This is a genomic window from Klebsiella sp. P1927 (assembly GCF_018204675.1).
Classification (GTDB): Bacteria; Pseudomonadota; Gammaproteobacteria; order Enterobacterales; family Enterobacteriaceae; genus Klebsiella; species Klebsiella pneumoniae.
In genome coordinates, this window is sequence record NZ_CP073379.1 from 20,451 (window position 1) to 40,880 (window position 20,430).

At 46.4% G+C, this 20,430-nt stretch carries 15 protein-coding genes and 3 pseudogenes; 9 read left to right on the plus strand and 9 right to left on the minus strand.

Annotation, left to right across the window (positions count from 1 at the left end):
- Positions 1-4: 4 nt before the first annotated feature.
- From silB to silC, 3 genes are all read right to left on the minus strand, one after another.
- Positions 5-1,297, minus strand: a complete 1,293-nt coding sequence (silB, locus tag KB892_RS28890) for a Cu(+)/Ag(+) efflux RND transporter periplasmic adaptor subunit SilB (protein ID WP_004098959.1) — start codon at positions 1,295-1,297, stop codon at positions 5-7.
- Between the two features lie 113 nt (positions 1,298-1,410).
- On the minus strand, positions 1,411-1,764 hold the full coding sequence (gene cusF, locus KB892_RS28895; protein ID WP_001246153.1) for a cation efflux system protein CusF: 354 nt from the start codon (positions 1,762-1,764) through the stop codon (positions 1,411-1,413).
- 28 nt (positions 1,765-1,792) lie between these two features.
- On the minus strand, positions 1,793-3,178 hold the full coding sequence (gene silC, locus KB892_RS28900) for a Cu(+)/Ag(+) efflux RND transporter outer membrane channel SilC (protein ID WP_000475512.1): 1,386 nt from the start codon (positions 3,176-3,178) through the stop codon (positions 1,793-1,795).
- Positions 3,179-3,367: 189 nt separating this feature from the next.
- On the opposite strand from silC, the gene silR reads away from it, so the two are divergent.
- The 3 genes from silR (at position 3,368) to silE (ending at position 6,198) form a co-directional block, all read left to right on the plus strand.
- Complete coding sequence (gene silR, locus KB892_RS28905) at positions 3,368-4,048, plus strand: copper/silver response regulator transcription factor SilR (protein ID WP_001572351.1); 681 nt, start codon at positions 3,368-3,370, stop codon at positions 4,046-4,048.
- The gene (silS, locus tag KB892_RS28910) at positions 4,041-5,516 is read left to right on the plus strand and encodes a copper/silver sensor histidine kinase SilS (protein WP_003032875.1); all 1,476 of its coding nucleotides are present in this window, start codon (positions 4,041-4,043) and stop codon (positions 5,514-5,516) included. Before silR ends, silS begins: the two co-directional genes overlap by 8 nt.
- Positions 5,517-5,766: 250 nt before the next feature.
- The gene (silE, locus tag KB892_RS28915) at positions 5,767-6,198 is read left to right on the plus strand and encodes a silver-binding protein SilE (RefSeq protein WP_004178091.1); all 432 of its coding nucleotides are present in this window, start codon (positions 5,767-5,769) and stop codon (positions 6,196-6,198) included.
- Between the two features lie 295 nt (positions 6,199-6,493).
- Here the strand turns inward: silE and KB892_RS28920 are convergent.
- Together KB892_RS28920 and KB892_RS28925 are read right to left on the minus strand one after the other, a co-directional pair.
- Positions 6,494-7,036, minus strand: a pseudogene (locus tag KB892_RS28920) (ISL3-like element ISKpn25 family transposase); the annotation flags it as partial.
- Positions 7,037-7,051: 15 nt separating this feature from the next.
- Positions 7,052-7,536 (minus strand): annotated as a pseudogene (locus KB892_RS28925) (IS1-like element IS1X2 family transposase); the annotation flags it as partial.
- Between the two features lie 90 nt (positions 7,537-7,626).
- Between KB892_RS28925 and KB892_RS28930 the strand changes: the two are divergent.
- The 4 genes from KB892_RS28930 to KB892_RS28945 all read left to right on the plus strand — a co-directional run bounded on the left by KB892_RS28930 (position 7,627) and on the right by KB892_RS28945 (position 13,211).
- Positions 7,627-8,834 (plus strand): IS3 family transposase gene (locus KB892_RS28930; protein ID WP_087530333.1). Its coding sequence is split into 2 segments (ribosomal slippage): positions 7,627-7,948 and positions 7,948-8,834, totalling 1,209 coding nucleotides; the frame shifts between segments, so codons are not numbered across the junction.
- A gap of 190 nt (positions 8,835-9,024) precedes the next feature.
- A protein-coding gene (locus KB892_RS28935; protein WP_223174975.1) for an IS1 family transposase occupies positions 9,025-9,722 on the plus strand; the annotation gives its coding sequence in 2 pieces (ribosomal slippage) (positions 9,025-9,274 and positions 9,274-9,722; 699 coding nt in all).
- A 151-nt stretch (positions 9,723-9,873) separates the two neighbouring features.
- Complete coding sequence (locus tag KB892_RS28940; protein WP_004178088.1) at positions 9,874-11,871, plus strand: BCCT family transporter; 1,998 nt, start codon at positions 9,874-9,876, stop codon at positions 11,869-11,871.
- A 62-nt stretch (positions 11,872-11,933) separates the two neighbouring features.
- Positions 11,934-13,211: a DUF2254 domain-containing protein gene (locus tag KB892_RS28945; RefSeq protein ID WP_004152070.1), complete on the plus strand. Its 1,278-nt coding sequence runs from the start codon at positions 11,934-11,936 to the stop codon at positions 13,209-13,211.
- A 982-nt stretch (positions 13,212-14,193) separates the two neighbouring features.
- Here KB892_RS28945 and KB892_RS31280 read toward each other — a convergent pair.
- A complete protein-coding gene (locus tag KB892_RS31280) occupies positions 14,194-15,030 on the minus strand; it encodes an EAL domain-containing protein (RefSeq protein ID WP_004178087.1) in 837 nt (278 codons plus the stop codon).
- A gap of 66 nt (positions 15,031-15,096) precedes the next feature.
- Positions 15,097-15,609, minus strand: a pseudogene (locus KB892_RS31285) (CSS-motif domain-containing protein); the annotation flags it as partial.
- 639 nt (positions 15,610-16,248) lie between these two features.
- On the opposite strand from KB892_RS31285, the gene KB892_RS28955 reads away from it, so the two are divergent.
- The gene (locus KB892_RS28955; RefSeq protein WP_004197688.1) at positions 16,249-16,506 is read left to right on the plus strand and encodes a hypothetical protein; all 258 of its coding nucleotides are present in this window, start codon (positions 16,249-16,251) and stop codon (positions 16,504-16,506) included.
- A gap of 672 nt (positions 16,507-17,178) precedes the next feature.
- On the opposite strand, the gene KB892_RS28960 is transcribed toward KB892_RS28955, so the two are convergent.
- Positions 17,179-18,147, minus strand: a complete 969-nt coding sequence (locus KB892_RS28960) for an IS5-like element IS903B family transposase (RefSeq protein WP_068814619.1) — start codon at positions 18,145-18,147, stop codon at positions 17,179-17,181.
- An 88-nt stretch (positions 18,148-18,235) separates the two neighbouring features.
- Here KB892_RS28960 and KB892_RS28965 point away from each other — a divergent pair, with 88 nt between their 5' ends.
- Positions 18,236-18,478, plus strand: a complete 243-nt coding sequence (locus tag KB892_RS28965; RefSeq protein WP_074428705.1) for an EAL domain-containing protein — start codon at positions 18,236-18,238, stop codon at positions 18,476-18,478.
- A gap of 26 nt (positions 18,479-18,504) precedes the next feature.
- On the opposite strand, the gene KB892_RS28970 is transcribed toward KB892_RS28965, so the two are convergent.
- A complete protein-coding gene (locus tag KB892_RS28970) occupies positions 18,505-19,452 on the minus strand; it encodes a sensor domain-containing diguanylate cyclase (protein ID WP_004182028.1) in 948 nt (315 codons plus the stop codon).
- Between the last annotated feature and the right edge of the window lie 978 nt (positions 19,453-20,430).

A 20,430-nucleotide genomic window follows, 5' to 3' on the forward strand; every position in this document is an offset into this window, starting at 1 on the left:
CTCCTCAGTGCCCTGAATGCATATTTACAGGCTGGTCAGACATTGCTGGCATACTGCTTTCTGTTTTTTCAGGGTGGCGCATACGTTCCAGCGCGCCCGTAATATTGGCTTCGGAGTCAATGAGGAACAGGCCACTGACCACCACGGTATCGCCTTCATTCAGGCCGGAACCGATGCCGGACTGTTGCTGTGATTCATGCAGAACGTGGATCTGTTTCGGCACAAACTTGCCTTCATCATCAACAGTAATCACGCGCTGTTCTTTGCCGGTATCGATAACGGCCTGGCTTGGTATCAGCAGCATCTCCTGGCTCTTGGTATTCAGTTTCAGATAGGCATTCATGCCCGGCTTGAGAAACTCATCCTTATTAGAAACCTGGAGACGGACCTGAAGCGTACGGGTTGTCTGATCCACGCTGGGAAGAATGTTCCATTTTTCGACATGGAATGTTTTATCCGGATAAGCCGGTACCGAAATTTCAAACTGCGACGTATCTTTCAGCAGATATGCGATAGATTCTGGCACTGCAGCGCTGATCCAGACCGGGTCCATCCCCTGAATCTGAGCCACTACTTTATCTTTCGAAATATTCATGCCGGTGCGCAGGTCAAACGCAGTAATGACACCATCAATAGGTGCTTTAATGGTAAAACGGGTCTGGATTGTGCGGGTTGAACGCAGCCTTTGAATATCCTCTTCCGGCATACCAGCCAGACGAAGTCGCTCCAGAACCCCTTTTATCTGGGTTGACGTACCGCCTGTACCGGATAACAGCAGGAACTCACTTTGTGCCTCAACCCATTCAGGAATGGTGATATCGATAAGCGGAGTGCCTTTCTTCACATGATCGCCAATCGTCAGGGGATACACTTTTTCGACGAAACCGTCAGAGCGCGCCTGCACAATGACAAACTGATACTCGTTGTAACTGACATTAGCCGGGATTGTCTGGGAATAATTCAGCATTCCTCGCGTGACTTTTTGCGTTTTTAATCCCAGATTCTGAACCTGCGTTGGATCGATACGGATCCCGCCACTGCTTTTATCGCCACTTTCATCAGCATATTTCGGCACCAGGTCCATATCCATAAAGGGAGATTTTCCGGGTTTATCAAATTTGGTATCCGGTTTCATCGGGTCATACCAGAAAAGTACCTTTCGCTCCGGTGCCTTTTGTTCGGTTTGTACTGTTTTTTGTGATGAGTTTACATACTGCCAGGCAGTAACCGATATCAGCCCCCCTGCTATGAGGCTGCTGATAATTATTGCAGCATATTTTATCTTTAAAGAAGCCATACAATTTCTCGCTGAAAAATCAAAACACCTGGCATATGCGCCCGATCATTCATTCACAGTAATCCCTTAATGAATGTTCAGGCGCACTGGATGTATTCGCTCCGGACTGATAATCAGGATTGCGTAACGTTAATGCTTTTGAGTAAGGAGATATTGCCCTGCTGAATAAACGAGAAATCGACATGGTTGCCGGTTTTCAGGGCATTGATAGCGTCGTCTGCATTAACAAAAGTGAAGCGCATGGTCATTGCAGGCCAGCCCACAGCAGGGATTGCTTCGTGCGAAATGGTAATCTTTTTACTATTCATATCAATGTCTTTAACGACACCGGTGCCCTTGATAACCTGCTGTACCGAAGCATCACTGGCAGCATTCATATCGCCATGCTGATGTGTTTCAGCATGAAGACCGGCAGAAAACATGACAGAGAAGGCACCAAATAAAACGGCTTTAAGTGAATTACGCATTTTTAATTTCCTGATTAATTAAATAAATTTACTCTACCCAACCGCCACCCAGCGCGGTAAACAGATTAATTTCGTTAACCTGTCGGGAATAGGTAAGATCGAGAATGGTTTGCTGCGTAGCGAAGAGGGAACGTTCTGCATCCAGCACTTCGATGTAACTGACAGCACCACTTGCATATAATCCTCTGGCACGCTGGAGAGTTATCTGAAGTGAATCAAGATAACGCTGCTGTGACTCAAGTTGCTGGCTAAGACTGTCGCGCAGCGCAAGCGTGTCGGAAACATCCTTAAAGGCTGACTGAATTTTTTGTTCGTAATTAACCACCGATTGTTGCTGGCGAATTTCAGCCAGCTTCAGATTGGCTTTATTCCTGCCAGCATTAAAAATAGGAATTTCAATTTTAGGGATAAAATTCCACATTCCACTTCCTGACGTAAACAGGCTTGACAGCTCCGTACTGCTTGCGGAAAGACCACTGGTCAGGGTAATGGAGGGGAAAAAGGCCGCTCGCGCTGCGCCAATATTGGCATCAGCCGCTTTCAGCTGATATTCCGCTTCCATAATATCCGGTCGCTGCAGCAAAATTTGTGAAGATAGATTTGGTGGCAATTTTACTGGTGCGATCTCCCCGCCTTTCATCCCTTTTTCTGACGGAAGTGCGCGGTACGTTCCCAGCACCAGTTGCAGGGCATTGTTTGCCTGAGCCAGATCGCCTTCTCGTTTGGCTATTTCGGCGCGGGTACTTTCGATTTGTCCTCTCGCCTGTTCAAGTGCCAGAACGTTCGTACTCCCGGTCACGAGCTGTTGCTCAACGAAAGCATAGGACTGTTCATAATTTTTCAGCGTTTCCCGCGCAATACGGAGTTGTTCGTACGCCAGTTGCTGGCTGAAATAGCTCTGTGAAACGTTGGAGACCAGCAGGATGTGTACGGCACGACGGGCTTCTTCGCTGGCAAAGTAGTTCTGGCGATCAGCCTCACTCATGTTCTTAAGTTTGCCAAAAAAATCGAGCTCATAGCTGAGCTCCAGACCCGCGTCGTACTCCTGTGTGGTCGGCTTGTCACCTTTCAGACCACCGTTGTATGTGATCCCGGATGAGGCATTCAGTTGGGGATAACGATCTGCATCCGTGACGTTGAACTGGGCCCGGGCCTCTTCAACCTTCAGGGCAGCCATTCTCAAATCACGGTTATTATTCAGGGCTTCACCGATCAGCCTGCTGACCTGGGGATCGACAAAAAAGTTTCGCCAGCCCGTATCCTGATAGCTGTTTACCGCAGGCGTCAGACTGTTTTTAGACAATGAAAACTGCTGGGGAACCGGAGCTGGCGGACGCTGATATTCAGGTGCCAGAGAAACACAACCAGCCAGGATGAATATGGTACTGATGCTGAGTAATTTTAATTTGAACATAACGCTTCTCGTACAGGCAGACCTGGTAAATGGTTCAAACGAAATCCAGAGTATTGATAGGGATACTTTACCGAACGCTCTCTGTTTGCCGGGTGACAGGATAATGACAATGTTGTCATTTTTGCTGTAATCCGTTGATAACGATCGTGGGCGCAATAAAATGACATTAGCAGCCAGCCGGGGAGCATGATGAAAATATTAATCGTTGAAGACGAAATTAAAACAGGTGAATATCTCAGCAAGGGGCTGACAGAGGCGGGGTTCGTCGTGGATCACGCTGATAATGGTCTGACCGGATATCATCTTGCCATGACAGCCGAGTATGATTTAGTCATCCTGGATATCATGCTGCCTGATGTAAACGGCTGGGATATCATCCGTATGCTGCGCAGTGCCGGAAAGGGGATGCCGGTATTACTGCTGACGGCCCTTGGCACGATTGAACACAGGGTCAAAGGACTTGAGCTGGGTGCGGACGATTATCTGGTGAAGCCCTTTGCGTTTGCTGAACTGCTCGCCCGGGTAAGAACCCTCCTCAGGCGGGGAAACACGATGATCACGGAAAGCCAGCTTAAAGTGGCTGACCTCTCGGTTGATCTCGTATCCAGAAAAGTCAGCCGCGCCGGGAACCGCATTGTGCTCACCAGTAAAGAGTTCAGCTTGCTGGAATTCTTCATTCGCCATCAGGGAGAAGTTCTTCCCCGCTCCCTGATTGCCTCTCAGGTCTGGGACATGAATTTTGACAGCGACACTAACGCGATTGATGTCGCAGTAAAGCGACTCCGCGCTAAAATAGACAACGATTACGGGACAAAACTGATCCAGACAGTGCGGGGCGTGGGCTACATGCTGGAGATCCCGGATGCATAGCAAACCGTCCAGACGACCTTTCTCACTCGCTCTGCGGCTGACCTTTTTTATCAGCCTGTCCACAATACTGGCGTTTATCGCCTTCACCTGGTTTATGCTGCATTCTGTTGAAAAGCATTTTGCCGAGCAGGATGTCAGCGATCTGCAACAAATCAGCACCACACTGAGCCGTATACTCCAGTCCCCGGCAGATCCGGATGAAAAAAAAGTAAGCAAAATAAAGGAATCAATTGCCAGCTACCGCAACGTTGCCCTTTTGCTCCTCAATCCCAGGGGTGAAGTGCTCTTTAGCTCAGCTCAGGGGGCGGCACTACGCCCGGCAGTGAATTCAGCAGATTTTAGCGAGCACAGCCGCGCACGGGATGTCTTTCTCTGGACGGTGGAGGATCCTGCGGGACCGATGGATACCGGGTCCGAAATGAAGATGGAAACATACAGGATTATCGCCTCCTCTGGTCAGGCGATATTTCAGGGCAAACAGCAGAACTATGTCATGCTGACTGGCCTATCCATTAATTTCCATCTCCATTACCTCGATGCGCTGAAAAAGAACCTGATTGCGATTGCCGTCGTGATAAGCCTGTTGATTGTTCTGATCATTCGAATCGCTGTCCGTCAGGGGCACCTGCCCCTTCGTAATGTCAGCAATGCCATTAAAAACATCACCTCCGAGAATCTTGATGCGCGACTGGAACCGACACGCGTTCCCATTGAGCTGGAGCAACTGGTTATCTCGTTCAATCATATGATTGGAAAGATTGAGGATGTCTTTACCCGCCAGGCCAATTTCTCTGCCGATATCGCGCATGAGATCAGAACGCCCATCACCAATCTGGTGACGCAGACTGAAATCGCACTGAGTCAGGATCGAACACAGAGGGAACTTGAGGATGTCCTCTATTCCAGTCTTGAAGAGTATAACCGGATGACCAAAATGGTCAGCGATATGCTGTTCCTGGCACAGGCAGATAATAATCAGCTGATACCTGACAGGGTCATGTTTGACCTCAGAGCGGAAGTCATGAAAGTCTTCGAGTTTTTCGAAGCCTGGGCCGAAGAACGCAATATCACGCTCAAATTTAACGGGATGCCCTGCCTGGTTGAGGGAGATCCACAAATGTTCAGAAGGGCGATCAATAATCTGTTATCCAATGCCCTGCGTTATACCCCGGAGGGACAGGCAATCACCGTCTCAATAAGAGAGCAGGAGAGCTTTTTTGACCTTGTGATTGAAAATCCGGGGAAACCGATCCCTGAAGAACATTTATCAAGGCTGTTTGACCGTTTTTATCGGGTGGATCCATCCAGACAACGAAAAGGAGAAGGCAGCGGCATCGGCCTTGCGATTGTGAAGTCAATCGTGGAAGCACATCACGGAAGAGTGCAGGTGGAATCAGACGTACGCTCCACGCGTTTTATCTTATCCGTGCCCAGACTGGAGAAAATGATCCCGGAAACCCAATGCTGAAAATAAAGATGTAAATGACAAAGATGTCATTAGCCTGTCATGCAGCAAACAGAAGCCATTCGATATAATTAGTGCAACTTATCAGGAAGGCTGGATTGCTTCATCAATACCCGGCGTCAGAGTACGCCAGGAAATGAATATCCAGCCCTCTTCCGGAGAAATAAACGCTGCCGAACTTGTTTCAGTTATGGAACTGAAAACACCGGTTGTACTTCCCCGGACATCACTAATTCAGAAATGGAGAGTTATCATGAAAAATATCGTATTAGCATCTTTGCTGGGCTTTGGTTTAATTTCATCGGCCTGGGCCACTGAAACCGTGAATATCCATGATCGCGTCAACAATGCACAGGCTCCTGCTCACCAGATGCAGTCTGCTGAGGCTCCTGTCGGGATCCAGGGGACTGCTCCTCGTATGACCGGTATGGACCAGCATGAACAGGCCATTATTGCTCATGAAACCATGACGAACGGCTCGGCGGATGCTCACCAGAAAATGGTGGAAAGTCATCAGAAGATGATGGGAAATAACACGGTATCCACGACCGTCCCGTCAACGTCTTACGCGGCGATGAATGAGCATGAAAGAGCAGCGGTTGCTCATGAATTCATGAATAACGGGCAATCCGGCCCACATCAGGCCATGGCCGAAGCGCACCGCCGCATGATCAATGCAGGCTGAATGCGACGGTAGTATCCGTGCTGTTACCTTTTCCCTGATAGATTTTCCTGAAACAACGTTGCTACATTTTTGCCCCCCGTCAGGGGGCTTTTTTGTCTGACTCAGCTACACTTAACCGGTACCTGTCTGAAAGGAATTATTATATGGGCTATTTGCATTCTAGGGTTGGAATTCATCCATTCTAACCCTTGATTCTTAGTCGGACAAAAAGCTGCTTCTGGTTGGATTTTTCTGTTTTTCACCACCCTGCGAAAATCTAACATTGGTTGGATTCTCAGACGCGCCCTCTCTCGCGTTAATCCAACTCTCCACCTTCTGCCTGCTTCAACAATGTCGGAATGTGCGGTCCATACTCGACCTTGCCTCGTCCTGCTCGAATACCACTGCCAACCTTGCGGGCTTCTTTGGAGTACAACGTCTTTGCACGGATGATCTCATAGCTATAACCCCGACCTAACCGGTTGGACATCTTGATCAAACCGTTGAGCCCTTCGGTATAGCCATTGGTGAGTGAGAACGGCGCATCCCAGTAGGCAAAGATGTCGTCGTAATGGTTGTGTACCGTTTTTACCAGTTTTTTGAAAGGCTCCATGCCATAAGGCGGCAGGCTGTTCTTCCAAGCCTCAAAGGCGTTCTGAGCACTCTGCTTGTCGGGTTCGTCGTAGATGCAGAAGAAGGCTTCCTTGAAGTCATAGGCCATGGCAAGTGCTGGGATCGCCTGCTTTACAACCTCCAGCGCCTTTTGCTCTGCGGGCGTCAGGTTGCCGGGTCGCTTCAGGGTAAGCCAGCGAATGGACTTTTTGACGTAAATGCGATCTTCTTTGCTTAACTGTGCCTGGGTAATGACCCCAACTTACTGATAGTGTTTTATGTTCAGATAATGCCCGATGACCTTGTCATGCAGCTCCACCGATTTTGAGAACGACAGTGACTTCCGTCCCAGCCTTGCCAGATGTTGTCGCAGATTCAGGTTATGTCGCTCAATGCGCTGAGTGTAACGCTTGCTGTTAACGTGCAGCTTTCCCTTCAGGCGTGATTCATACAGCGGCCAGCCATCCGTCATCCATACCACGACCTCAAAGGCCGACAGCAGGCTCAGAAGACGCTCCAGTGTGGCCAGAGTGCGTTCACCGAAGACGTGCGCCACAACCGTCCTCCGTATCCTGTCATACGCGTAAAACAGCCAGCGCTGACGTGATTTAGCACCGACGTAGCCCCACTGTTCGTCCATTTCAGCGCAGACAATCACATCACTGCCCGGTTGTATGCGCGAGGTTACCGACTGCGGCCTGAGTTTTTTAAGTGACGTAAAACCGTGTTGAGGCCAACGCCCATAATGATGTAGCCCCCTGAAACACCGGACAGTAGCTGTATCTCCAGATAAGAGATAGGCTTGAATATATGTCTAACACTAACGCCAATTTTGAGATGACCGGGATCCTGTTAGGGCAAGAAGCCCGTAAACGTAAAACTCCTCAGGAGAAGATCGCCATTATCCAGCAGACGATGGAGCCGGGCATGAATGTCTCCCATGTCGCCCGCCTGCATGGTATCCAGCCCAGCCTGCTGTTTAAGTGGAAGAAGCAATATCAGGAAGGCAGCCTCACCGCCGTTGCGGCCGGAGAGGAAGTCGTTCCTGCTTCTGAGCTTACTGCTGCTCTGAAGCAGGTCCGGGAACTTCAGCGCCTTCTGGGCAAGAAGACGATGGAAGTTGAGATCCTGAAAGAAGCCGTGGAGTACGGCCAGTCGCGAAAATGGATAGCGCACGCGCCCTTGTTGCCAAAGGACGGGGAATAGCCCTGGTCAGCCGCACCATGGGCGTGTCGCGTGCGCAGCTGTCACTGCGGATTAACCGTTCTGCCGACTGGCAGGACAAGCGCTGTAACCGGCGTAATGACGAAGCAGACGAAGAAATACTGTCGGCTATCCTCGACATCATCAGCGATATGCCGAGTTATGGTTATCGACGCGTGTGGGGCATCCTGCGCAAGCAACGTCGCACAGAGGGACAGCCACCTGTGAACGCCAAACGGCTTTACAGGATAATGAGCGAGCATAACCTGTTGTTGTTGCATGACAAACCAGAGCGACCGAAGCGTGAACATAAGGGCAAGATAGCGGTGGCAGAAAGCGATATGCGCTGGTGTTCAGATGGCTTCGAGTTCGGCTGCGACAACGGCGAAAAACTGCGGGTAACGTTCGCGCTGGACTGCTGCGACCGTGAGGCCATAGACTGGGCAGCAAGCACGGGAGGCTATGACAGTTCAACCGTGCAGGATGTGATGCTGAGGTCGGTGGAAAAGCGCTTCGGCGACAGGTTGCCCGATACAGCGGTGCAGTGGCTGACGGACAACGGTTCAGCGTATACCGCGTATGAAACGTGGAGGTTCGCGAGAGAGCTGAATCTGGAGCCCCGCACAACAGCGGTGAGCAGCCCGCAGAGTAATGGCATGGCCGAACGGTTCGTGAAAACGATGAAAGAAGACTATATCGCGTTCATGCCAAAACCGGATGTGAGAACAGCACTGCGAAACCTTGCAGTAGCGTTCACGCATTACAATGAAAACCACCCGCACAGCGCGCTGGGATATCACTCCCCGAGGGAATACCGGCGGCAGCGGACATCGTTAACTTAAGATACAAAAGCTGTTCGGAGATGGAGGGTCAAGATCACTAGACTGGCCCCCTGAATCTCCAGACAACCAATATCACTTAAATAAGTGATAGTCTTAATACTAGTTTTTAGACCAGTCATTGGAGAACAGATGATTGGTAATGCTGCCAACTTACTGATTTAGTGTATGATGGTGATTTTAAGGTGCTTGCGTGGCTTCCATTTCCATCAGATGTCCTTCCTGCTCCGCTACTGAAGGCGTGGTGCGTAACGGCAAAAGCACTGCCGGACATCAGCGCTATCTCTGCTCTCATTGCCGTAAAACATGGCAACTACAGTTCACTTACACCGCCTCTCAGCCCGGTACGCACCAGAAAATCATTGATATGGCCATGAATGGCGTCGGATGTCGCGCCAGTGCACGCATTATGGGCGTTGGCCTCAACACGGTTTTACGTCACTTAAAAAACTCAGGCCGCAGTCGGTAACCTCGCGCATACAACCGGGCAGTGATGTGATTGTCTGCGCTGAAATGGACGAACAGTGGGGCTACGTCGGTGCTAAATCACGTCAGCGCTGGCTGTTTTACGCGTATGACAGGATACGGAGGACGGTTGTGGCGCACGTCTTCGGTGAACGCACTCTGGCCACACTGGAGCGTCTTCTGAGCCTGCTGTCGGCCTTTGAGGTCGTGGTATGGATGACGGATGGCTGGCCGCTGTATGAATCCCGCCTGAAGGGAAAGCTGCACGTTATCAGCAAGCGTTACACTCAGCGCATTGAGCGACATAACCTGAATCTGCGACAACATCTGGCAAGGCTGGGACGGAAGTCACTGTCGTTCTCAAAATCGGTGGAGCTGTATGACAAGGTCATCGGGCATTATCTGAACATAAAACACTATCAGTAAGTTGGAGTCATTACCGAATATCGGATGATTTGTATCGGAACTCATTACACCATGCGTTCCGATTAACGCCGCATAGCCAGTTGAACTTTGCTACTCTGTGAAAGGTAGTACCGTCTATCCAGTGCGGATTTAATTAATGGAATAAATGATTATGAGTGATAATGATACAATCCCGAAGAAGTCTACAAGCCAGATTAACAAAGCGGTATTCTTTACATCTGCTTTGCTAATTTTCCTTCTTGTCGCCTTTGCCGCCGTATTCCCGGATGTCGCCGACAAAAATTTTAAACTACTACAGCAACAAATCTTCACGAATGCCAGCTGGTTCTACATCCTTGCTGTGGCCCTGATTTTACTAAGTGTCACGTTCCTTGGACTCTCACGCTACGGTGATATCAAGCTGGGCCCGGACCATGCGCAGCCTGATTTCAGCTACCATTCCTGGTTTGCGATGCTTTTTTCGGCAGGGATGGGGATCGGCCTGATGTTCTTTGGCGTTGCCGAACCTGTAATGCATTATCTTTCGCCTCCCGTTGGCACGCCAGAAACCGTTGCGGCAGCCAAGGAAGCAATGCGTCTGACCTTCTTCCACTGGGGACTGCACGCATGGGCAATTTATGCCATTGTGGCGCTGATTCTGGCGTTCTTCAGTTACCGTCACGGTCTGCCTTTAACTCTGCGCTCCGCACTCTATCCCATTATTGGCGATCGCATATACGGGCCTGTAGGCCATGCGGTTGATATTTTCGCTGTTATAGGCACGGTCTTTGGCGTCGCGACATCGCTGGGTTACGGCGTTTTGCAGGTGAATGCCGGTTTGAACCATCTTTTCGGGGTGCCCATCAATGAAACGGTGCAGGTTATTCTGATCGTGGTCATCACGGGGTTAGCGACGATTTCAGTGGTGTCCGGCCTGGATAAGGGAATACGTATCCTGTCTGAGCTCAATCTGGGTCTGGCGTTGTTGCTCCTGGCGCTGGTCCTGTGTCTGGGACCAACCGTGCTTCTGCTGAAGTCATTTGTGGAAAATACGGGCGGTTATCTTTCGGAACTGGTGAGTAAAACGTTCAACCTTTACGCGTATGAGCCTAAGTCGAGCAAATGGCTGGGGGGCTGGACATTACTGTACTGGGGATGGTGGCTTTCATGGTCGCCGTTTGTGGGGATGTTCATCGCACGGGTCTCCCGCGGGCGAACCATTCGCGAGTTTGTCACCGGCGTGCTGTTTGTTCCCGCGGGTTTTACGCTAATGTGGATGACAGTGTTTGGTAACAGCGCGATCTATCTCATTATGAACCAGGGGGCCACAGACCTCGCCAATACTGTTCAGCAGGATGTGGCGCTGGCCCTGTTTAATTTCCTGGAGCATTTCCCGTTCTCTTCCGTGCTGTCATTCATCGCAATGGCGATGGTCATCGTCTTCTTTGTCACGTCTGCTGACTCGGGGGCAATGGTAGTTGATACTCTGGCAACAGGTGGAGTGGCAAACACACCCGTCTGGCAGCGAATATTTTGGGCCTCGCTCATGGGCATTGTCGCAATTGCGCTTCTCCTTGCCGGAGGGCTAAGTGCGCTGCAAACAGTGACAATAGCGAGTGCATTGCCTTTCTCAGTGATCTTACTGATATCCATATACGGACTTTTAAAAGCTTTGCGCCGGGATTTGACCAAGCGTGAAAGCCTGAGCATGGCGACAATTGCTCCTACGGCTGCACGTAACCCAATTCCCTGGCAGAGAAGGTTACGCAATATCGCGTATCTGCCGAAGCGATCTCTTGTGAAACGTTTTATGGACGACGTCATCCAGCCCGCCATGACGCTGGTTCAGGAAGAGCTGAACAAGCAGGGGACGATAAGCCACATCAGTGACGCAGTCGAGGATCGTATTCGTCTTGAAGTCGATTTGGGTAACGAGCTGAATTTTATATATGAAGTGAGGCTTCGCGGGTATAGCTCACCGACCTTCGCGCTCGCCGCGATGGATAATAATGAGCAGCAGACTGAACAACATAGATATTATCGCGCTGAGGTATATCTCAAAGAAGGCGGTCAAAATTATGATGTGATGGGCTGGAACCAGGAGCAGCTGATTAATGACATACTGGACCAGTACGAAAAACATCTGCACTTCCTGCACCTCGTTCGTTAATAGCAACATGCCGTCCTGGGGGCGGCAATTATTTATCCCGGCCGCAATATGAGGAATGCAGAATGATTTCACGCTGGAAATGGATTCTGAAGCAGACAGTTAAAAAGCTATGGTTCAGGGCAACGTTATTCGCCATTGTCGCGATAATAACGGCCCTTTTATCAATTCTTTTTAAATCAATGATACCTGAGTCGGTTTCCGTGAAGGTTGGTGCGGAAGCAGTCGATAACATTCTGAACATACTGGCATCGAGTATGCTGGCAGTGACCACTTTTTCGTTGAGTATCATGGTCACAGCCTACGGTTCAGCCACTACTAATGTGACTCCCAGAGCTACGCGTTTAGTTGTTGAAGACGTAACCACACAAAATGTACTGGCCACCTTCATCGGTTCTTTTCTCTTCAGTCTGGTAGGGATTATTGCCCTCAGTATGGGAGCTTATGGAGAAAGGGGGAGAGTCATTTTATTCATTGTCACACTGGTTGTCATTGCCTTAATCCTCATCACATTGCTTCGCTGGATACAGCATTTGACCTCTCTGGGAAGGGTAGGTGAGACAACGGCAAAAGTAGAACAGGCGGCCATCGAAACATTTATTGCGAGAGCAAGAAATCCCTGTCTCGGCGGATATCCATGGCTTGAGAACAATGAACAGCCGAAAGGAACGGTTGCAGTTTATCCGAAGAAGATTGGCTATGTTGAATATATTAATATGGTGAAACTTAGCAAGCTGCTGACCAATGATCCCCGTCATGTATACCTCGTGGCGCAGCCAGGCAGTTTCATCCATCCATCCATGCCCGTTTTGTACCTGAGTCAAGGCCAGGAGTCATCAATCAGCGCCGATTTACTTGAGACGATTATTGTCTCGGATGTACGTTCATTTGCTCAGGATCCCCGATTTTGTCTTAGCGTCATGGCCGAAATAGCCTGCCGGGCACTTTCCCCCGCAGTGAACGATCCTGGAACCGCCATTGATGTCATTGGCAGAGGTGTTCGTATACTTTCCACTTACGCGCAGAATAAATCTGATGAAATAGAAGTGAAATATCCTTCAGTTCATGTTGCACCACTTCAGAATAACGATCTACTGGAAGACTTTTTCTCACCTGTCGCGCGCGATGGTGCCGGTATGAGGGAGATACAGATAAGAGTCCTTAAAGGACTGTCTATGCTGAGTAAGGGTTGGCCTGGGATATTTTCTGAGGCCGCGCATAATTTAGCATTTGAAACATTAGAGCATGCAATACGTGCTGACCATATAGATTCTGACAGATGTCTAATAAAATCAATTTATTATAATTTATTTAGTGGTGAAGACTCTAATAAAAAACCATAGTTGTGGGGAAAGTAATTAGGCCGCAGGAAAGATAATGGCAAAAAAAATTCCGAGAATGGGCGTCAGTTTTGTGGCATATGCGGGCGTGTTAATTGCGAGATGTATTAACCTATGGAGAGCAGTTCCATCTATACTCCTGTCAGCCCATGCTGGAAATATTGTTATCACTAGTCCTATCACGGAAAAGTTAATTGTATATTCTAACCCTACGCAGTATTCCGCTTAATGGCTTGCTTCTTTGTGTCTTTTCCCAACAGTATCCGACAATAAAAAGTACGTGAAGTAAACCCAACAAAATAACGCTGTACTGTATGGTCAGTCAATGTATTAGATTAACAGCTTTCGGGTATTTTTCTAGTGCTTTGAAAAAAGGAATATCAGACATTTGAAGGAATTCAGGATGTCAACACCAGTTGCTTTAGAGAAAAATGGAAACGGCTTCCTATTCACTAGATGCAATAGATAGCGGTCCTCGTTATCTGCTGAAGCAAATATTGGAATTGCATTCAACCCTCAACGACTTCTGATTTTCAAGACAGTGTCTACTTGTACATAACACATATCTGCAGCACTGTGCTGAATTAGGGCCAGATGGCACTCCAGCCCCCTGAGGTAGGGACACATCTTCAAAGATTCCAGGTTTTTTCTACTACTTTCATCAATGCCATCTCTGGAAGGCGCTGAGTAGTTATCCGCAGCAACCAGCAGAGTTATGTTGCAGACGAATAATGCTGTCTACCGGATACTGGCAGCCCCGACTCCTCTGTACTATGAGACAAAGCTCGCTCATCTCAGTAAATATTACATTCGCTGTTCCGTGTTTTGCATCAAATCACATCCTGGTTTCTCTGTTATTTAAGCAGTTCAGAACGACTTTTCAGTAACGCTTTCCCCTGCGCCAGCAGCAGGTGATTACACTGCCCTTCAATTTCTACCAGCTGATCGGCAAGCAATTGCTGAGTGTTTGCGCTGAAAGTGCCGGTCAGTTCAATTCCCGGATGGTAAGTTTTCTCGCTTCTTCCAGCGGAAGCGCTCTGGAGTAATACCAGCCCTGAGCATAACTCTGTGGCCAGAACGTCTTCAGATAGTTCACCTGCTCCTGAGTCTCTACACCCTCAAACACAATCTTATCTGCAATGGAGCGGAACATCTCATGCAGTCCGGGAAGAAGATCATATCGTAAAGATTCAGTACCAATAGCACTAGTTAGCGATTTGTCTATTTTTATTTCATCTACATCAAGCGCAGTTACCAGATTAAGATTAGAATATCCTGTCCCAAAGTCATCGATGGCAAACCTGACACCATGATTTTTATATTTATCAATGTGAATTTTCATACCTTCAAAATCCCCTCCTTGACGCTCCGTAATTTCAAGAAGGATTGTTTTATATGGGATGTTATATTCAGAAATTAATCCTAGTAGTTTATCCCTGAATTTTTCTGAATCAAGATCGCTTGGATTAATGTTTACGCTCAAAAATATTTCATTCTGAATAGCAGTATGGATAAATTCTCGGATAGCATGGTTAATGACGAATAAAGTCACATCCTCCTGCAACCCTTCCCTTTCAGAAAGCGGTATAAATACTTCAGGGCTAATATTCCCGAGTCTTTCATCTTTCCATCTGAGCAAGGCCTCAAATCCGCAGATCTGTCCGTCTTCAATTCTGTAAATAGGTTGATAGACCAGCGACAGGGCTTCATTTTTCAAAGCCTTTACAAACCTTGCAGATAGTGAACTATTGAGTTCTGCTCTGTTCATAATGATAATATAAATCATTAAACCGGAAAGTAGTGACACTGTTACTAATAACATTTGTATGCTCCAGTGCTCTGAAAATATCCCCGTAAAATACCCACCTCCTGCAACACAGAGATCATAATGTAGGCTACATGCCCTAAACACTCTAAACCTTAGTGGAACGCTATCATGCCGATCAAGAAGAGGAGCATCAGGTCCTATATTGAAGTAATGCCTGTCATGCTTACTATTTCCGACAACAGCGCTAAAGTTTTTTGAATACATATCAGTTTCGAATCGTCTGAAGACAAATGGTGATAGGGTCACCATAATACCTTCAGAAATATATCCATTGACGGATATATCATCCATAAGCTTAATACCAAAAAGCCACACTCCTTCCCGCGAAGTCCATTTTTTATCAAAATGTTCCAGACTTAAGGTGGGACGTAAACTCCCCCACAGAGCACTACAGGCTAATTCTCCTTTTATGATGTAGCCAACATCTTTAATCAACGGATAGGGCCATACTACAACCCGAAGATGTAGGATATTTTCATTAGTACATGGACTGTCTCCTATATTCAAATGTGACTTTGCAGCAGTCTTGACAGATTCAGTCTGAACCAGGAGCGATTCAGAGCGAACAAGCACATCGGAAGTATAGTCTTTAATTTTATCCCGAAAAATCAGGTAAGATACGCTCTCAGATAATACAAAAAAATATACCAGCTGAAAGAATCGATAAAGAGAGGACTGATAGATTATGTATCCACTTTCCAGGGCTAATCAAACGTTCCAGCTTACGACTAACCATGCAGATCTCCCCTCAAATTGAAAAGATATAAAGCTATATTTTCGCCAACTTCACTGACCGATTAGCTGGCACTGAACATACTATTCCAGTATACCTATTCTTGCCTTACTCATCCCGGGTATGAATCAAATAATGTGACATGGTTCGGATAGATACTGGTTATGATTTACAGAGATAATTCATGCGTTATTAATAGCCTCGTGAAGGCTCCAGATGCATGGTGCAACTTTTAAGCGATGCATGTAATGCGGTTTTTTACCCACTAGTATAGAACGAATATTCATTTCTTGCTGGGCGATCGCACACTAAGGTGTACACCAAAATAAAGACACTCTTTTTTGAAAAAAACAGAGTAAAATGTTGTGTGACATCGGCATTACAAAACGAAAATTCATGTTATAATCGGGTTATTATTGATAATGTTACGCATTGCAACGTGTAACCGGATATCTGCATTTGGGTGAAGATAGCTTAAGATGGATAAAAAATATGATTTTTCGCTCAGTTATGAAGCCTTAACACGGGTATGTGAAAATGCAATATGTGAACATATTCGCAGAGCAGGTTCTCTGGAAGGGTTAGGTTTCGCACTTGAATATACAAAGGCCTATGCTATCCTGGAAGTATGGTCTCTGCTGGCAGCTGCTGGCGATACATTTCCAGCTCTCATTGAGAAAGACAGAATATATCTGTTGCAACTAATTTCCGGGAAAAATAATATAGAGCTACATTAAATCATAAATTATTTGGCAGAACATCTCCGTTTTTACTTAACGCCCGCCGGAATCACTGACGTGAGGAAAATGAAATTTGTTGTGCAATAATAATTCTGATTATTCTGGTCAGTCGGATTGGCCGTAGAGTTTCAGTATTCTTGTGCGATGACAAGGCGGGATAACTACCGTCATCGCGCCCTGTCTGGAATCAATGACTTCAGTTTTAGATATAAAGAAAAAACAATATACACATTAGATAAAAGTGAGAAAAACTCGTCCTGTATAACATCAGGTAGAGTAAAGCATTTATCATTAACTTACTGAAGACGGAATAACTACATTTATACCCGAAAGCTATTCTCTTTGAATCTACTTTAGATTTCTATTATTTCTGATTGCCATAGGCTTTTTTACAGTACCCTGTGATTTCCTTGACTTCACTTTATATTTTATTATCATCCCATATAATAAAACCAGCGAAATAGACAAAACAACATACAATAACATAAAAATACCTGTGTTAACAATTAAAAAAGGAGATTAGGTCGAGTCCGTGAGTGATTTTAACATATACGCGAATTGATACAACTCATATGTGCTAGCCAGTTTCATCTTTTTCTTTATTTCTTTTATAGGCTTTGTTGAATAAATCAGATTTCGGGTAAGTCTCCCCCGTAGCGGGTTGTGTTTTCAGGCAATACGCACGCTTTCAGGCATACCTGCTTTCGTCATTTTGTTCAGCGCTCGTACCAGGGCCATAGCCTCCGCAACCTGACCATCGTAGTCACGCAGCGTCAGTGAACCCCCGAACAGCTGTTTTACCCGGTACATCGCCGTTTCCGCTATCGAGCGACGGTTGTAATCTGTTGTCCATTTCCACCGCGCATTACTCCCGGTCATTTGCTGATTAGCCACTGCACGGTTACGGTCTGCATATTCACCGGGCCAGTAACCCGCACCTTTTCGGGGTGGGATAAGCGCGCTGATTTTCTTACGCCGCAGTTCATCGTGACAGAGCCGGGTGTCGTAAGCGCCGTCTGCCGATGCTGCCCTGATTTTTCTGTGAGTCTGCCGGATAAGACCCGGGAAGGCTTCTGAGTCCGTCACATTGTTCAGCGACAGGTCAGCGCAGATGATTTCATGTGTTTTACTGTCAACGGCGAGATGCAGCTTACGCCAGATACGGCGGCGTTCCTGGCCATGCTTTTTGACTTTCCACTCGCCTTCACCGAAGACCTTCAGCCCGGTGGAATCAATTACCAGGTGTGCGATTTCACCCCGGGTGGGCGTTTTGAAACTGACATTAACCGACTTTGCCTGCCTGCTGACACAGCTGTAATCCGGGCAGCGTAGCGGAACGTTCATCAGAGAAAAAATGGAATCAATAAAGCCCTGCGCAGCGCGCAGGGTCAGCCTGAATACGCGTTTAATGACCAGCACAGTCGTGATGGCAAGGTCAGAATAGCGCTGAGGTCTGCCTCGTGAAGAAGGTGTTGCTGACTCATACCAGGCCTGAATAGCTTCATCATCCAGCCAGAAAGTTATGGAGCCACGGTTGATGAGGGCTTTATTGTAGGTGGGCCAGTTGGTGATTTTGAACTTTTGCTTTGCCACGGAACGGTCTGCGTTGTCGGGAAGATACGTGATCTGATCCTTCAACTCAGCAAAAGTTCGATTTATTCAACAAAGCCATTTTGGGACTGGATATTCCTCTCTCAACTATCTAAGAGAATTTCCATTTGATGCGATTAAGTTAGACAGAACATTCATTAGTGGTATTGCCCACGTTGCACGGGACTTATCTATTGTAAGAAGCATAGTGTCTCTTGGAAAAGCTTTCAGTTTAGGTATAGTCGCAGAAGGTGTGGAAAATAATGAACAGTTTGAATTGCTAAAAAATATGAATTGCGATGAATTTCAAGGTTATTATTATTCGAAGCCTTTGTCAGGTGATCAACTGATTGATTTTTTGAGGGGCCAAAAAAAATAGGGCTGTATGTCCTATTTTTTCATATACTATCGTTTTCCCTTTTTAATTTCATACATTCTTTCGTCTGCATCCTGCATGATAGCAGAGCATTCAGTATGAATTTCCTCATCATATTCAATAATCCCTGCAGAAAAATCTATGTTGTATTTTTTTTGAGAATTAAGATTGTAGCTGGTAATCCCGGCCCTCAATTTATGAAGGAATTCTTCTGCTTCTTTATAGGTTGACTCGGGTAATAGAACACCAAATTCATCACCTCCTAATCTTGCAACAACGCTTTTTGAACTACTAAGATCTTCCAGCATATCTGCAAAATTGCAAAGTACTTCATTACCTTCTGAATGACCGAAGTTATCATTGATTGGTTTAAAATTATCGAGATCTATGATCAGAACACAGAATGTTTTTTTCTTTTTTTTGGCTTTTCTTAACGATTCATCCGTCATTAGGGCGAAAGAACGCCGGTTACATATACCTGTCAAAGGATCAGTAGTTGCTTCGTTTATTATTCTAAACTCATCCTCTACGATTTCTGCTAAATCTTTAAGCAATAAGAAGTCATCTCTGGTTAATACTCTTGGTTCTGTATCAATAATACATATTGTTCCAGCTATCTCACCATCTGGCAGTCTTACGGGATGCCCTGCATAAAACCGGATATAAGGATCATTTTTAACTAATTTATTTTCTTTGAATCTTGGATCAAGGCTTGCATCGGGCACTATTAATGGTTCACTAAGATCTACTGCTATTGTACAAAATGAATCACTTCTATCTGTCTCTTTTATCTTCAGCCCATAACATGACTTAAACCATTGCCTGTCTCTATCAATTAATGAAACAAGTGCTATTGGTACATCAAAGAGTTTGGTGGCAATCCTCGTCAATCTGTCAAATCGTTCTTCATATTTTGTATCAAGGATCCCCATAGAATATAATGATAATAACCTGTTCTCTTCTTTATGGTTTGTCATAATTTTCATCTTGAGTGGTTATTGCAGGGTAGTGTTGGTTATCGCTATCTTATCAGAATTGTCCTGGAACTCAATAATCCCAATATCTCATAATCATATAAAACTTAACAAGTTTCCAATAAATCATGATGAATAGTGAACTGTTACATCTAATCATCTGTGACCTGAAGCGCTCATTATACACTTCCATGTATTCAGAATGCATAATGATTTGTATATTAAAAATCGCCATAACTTACAATGACTTATTTTTTGTGGCACAATTAAAGCGCATCTGTTCAAATAAATGTAAAGACATTAATGCTTGATCTTCATGGTTTCTTATGAAAACCAGTGGCTGAAGAAACGTATGGCAGTTCTGAATCTGAACAAGACGAGACGGCATGAAAGGTTCAAGAAAATTGTCCAGGAAGGTACATAGTTTCCTTATCCAATATTTTCTACTGAGGGTATATTGTATCAGCTTAAGACAGGAACTGTTGATACAGAACAGAAAAGTTCAACACAGCCTGAATCTGCGCGACGCTAAATTTTTTCCTTCTGGCGAACCAACAAACAGCCCGTTTATAGAGAGATTCTGCAGACGACAAAAGGATTAATCCCTGAAATTGCACTGAATTGTCACCTGAAGATGTGCAGGACAAGCCAGATTACTCTTACAAGGGATACCATCGTAATTTAGCAAAAACACCTAAGACCTAAACGACAGCTAAGTACATAGTGCCGGACGGATCATGATTTTTTATTTAACTTACGGACTTCATTTTTCAGCAATTATCTTTTCTCTTCTGTTGTAAACTTATGAAAGCGTTACGCGAAATCCCGCAAGGTTACAGGGGTGTACCAGGCCGGAAATCGCGTAGCGCTCTCTTCTCTTCTGTTTCCTGCCTAACATGTACATCCTGGCATTACTCCAATTCTCCCAAAAACCGTAAAACAGCCATCAACCCGCGTCATTACTGGCTTCATGGAGGATCT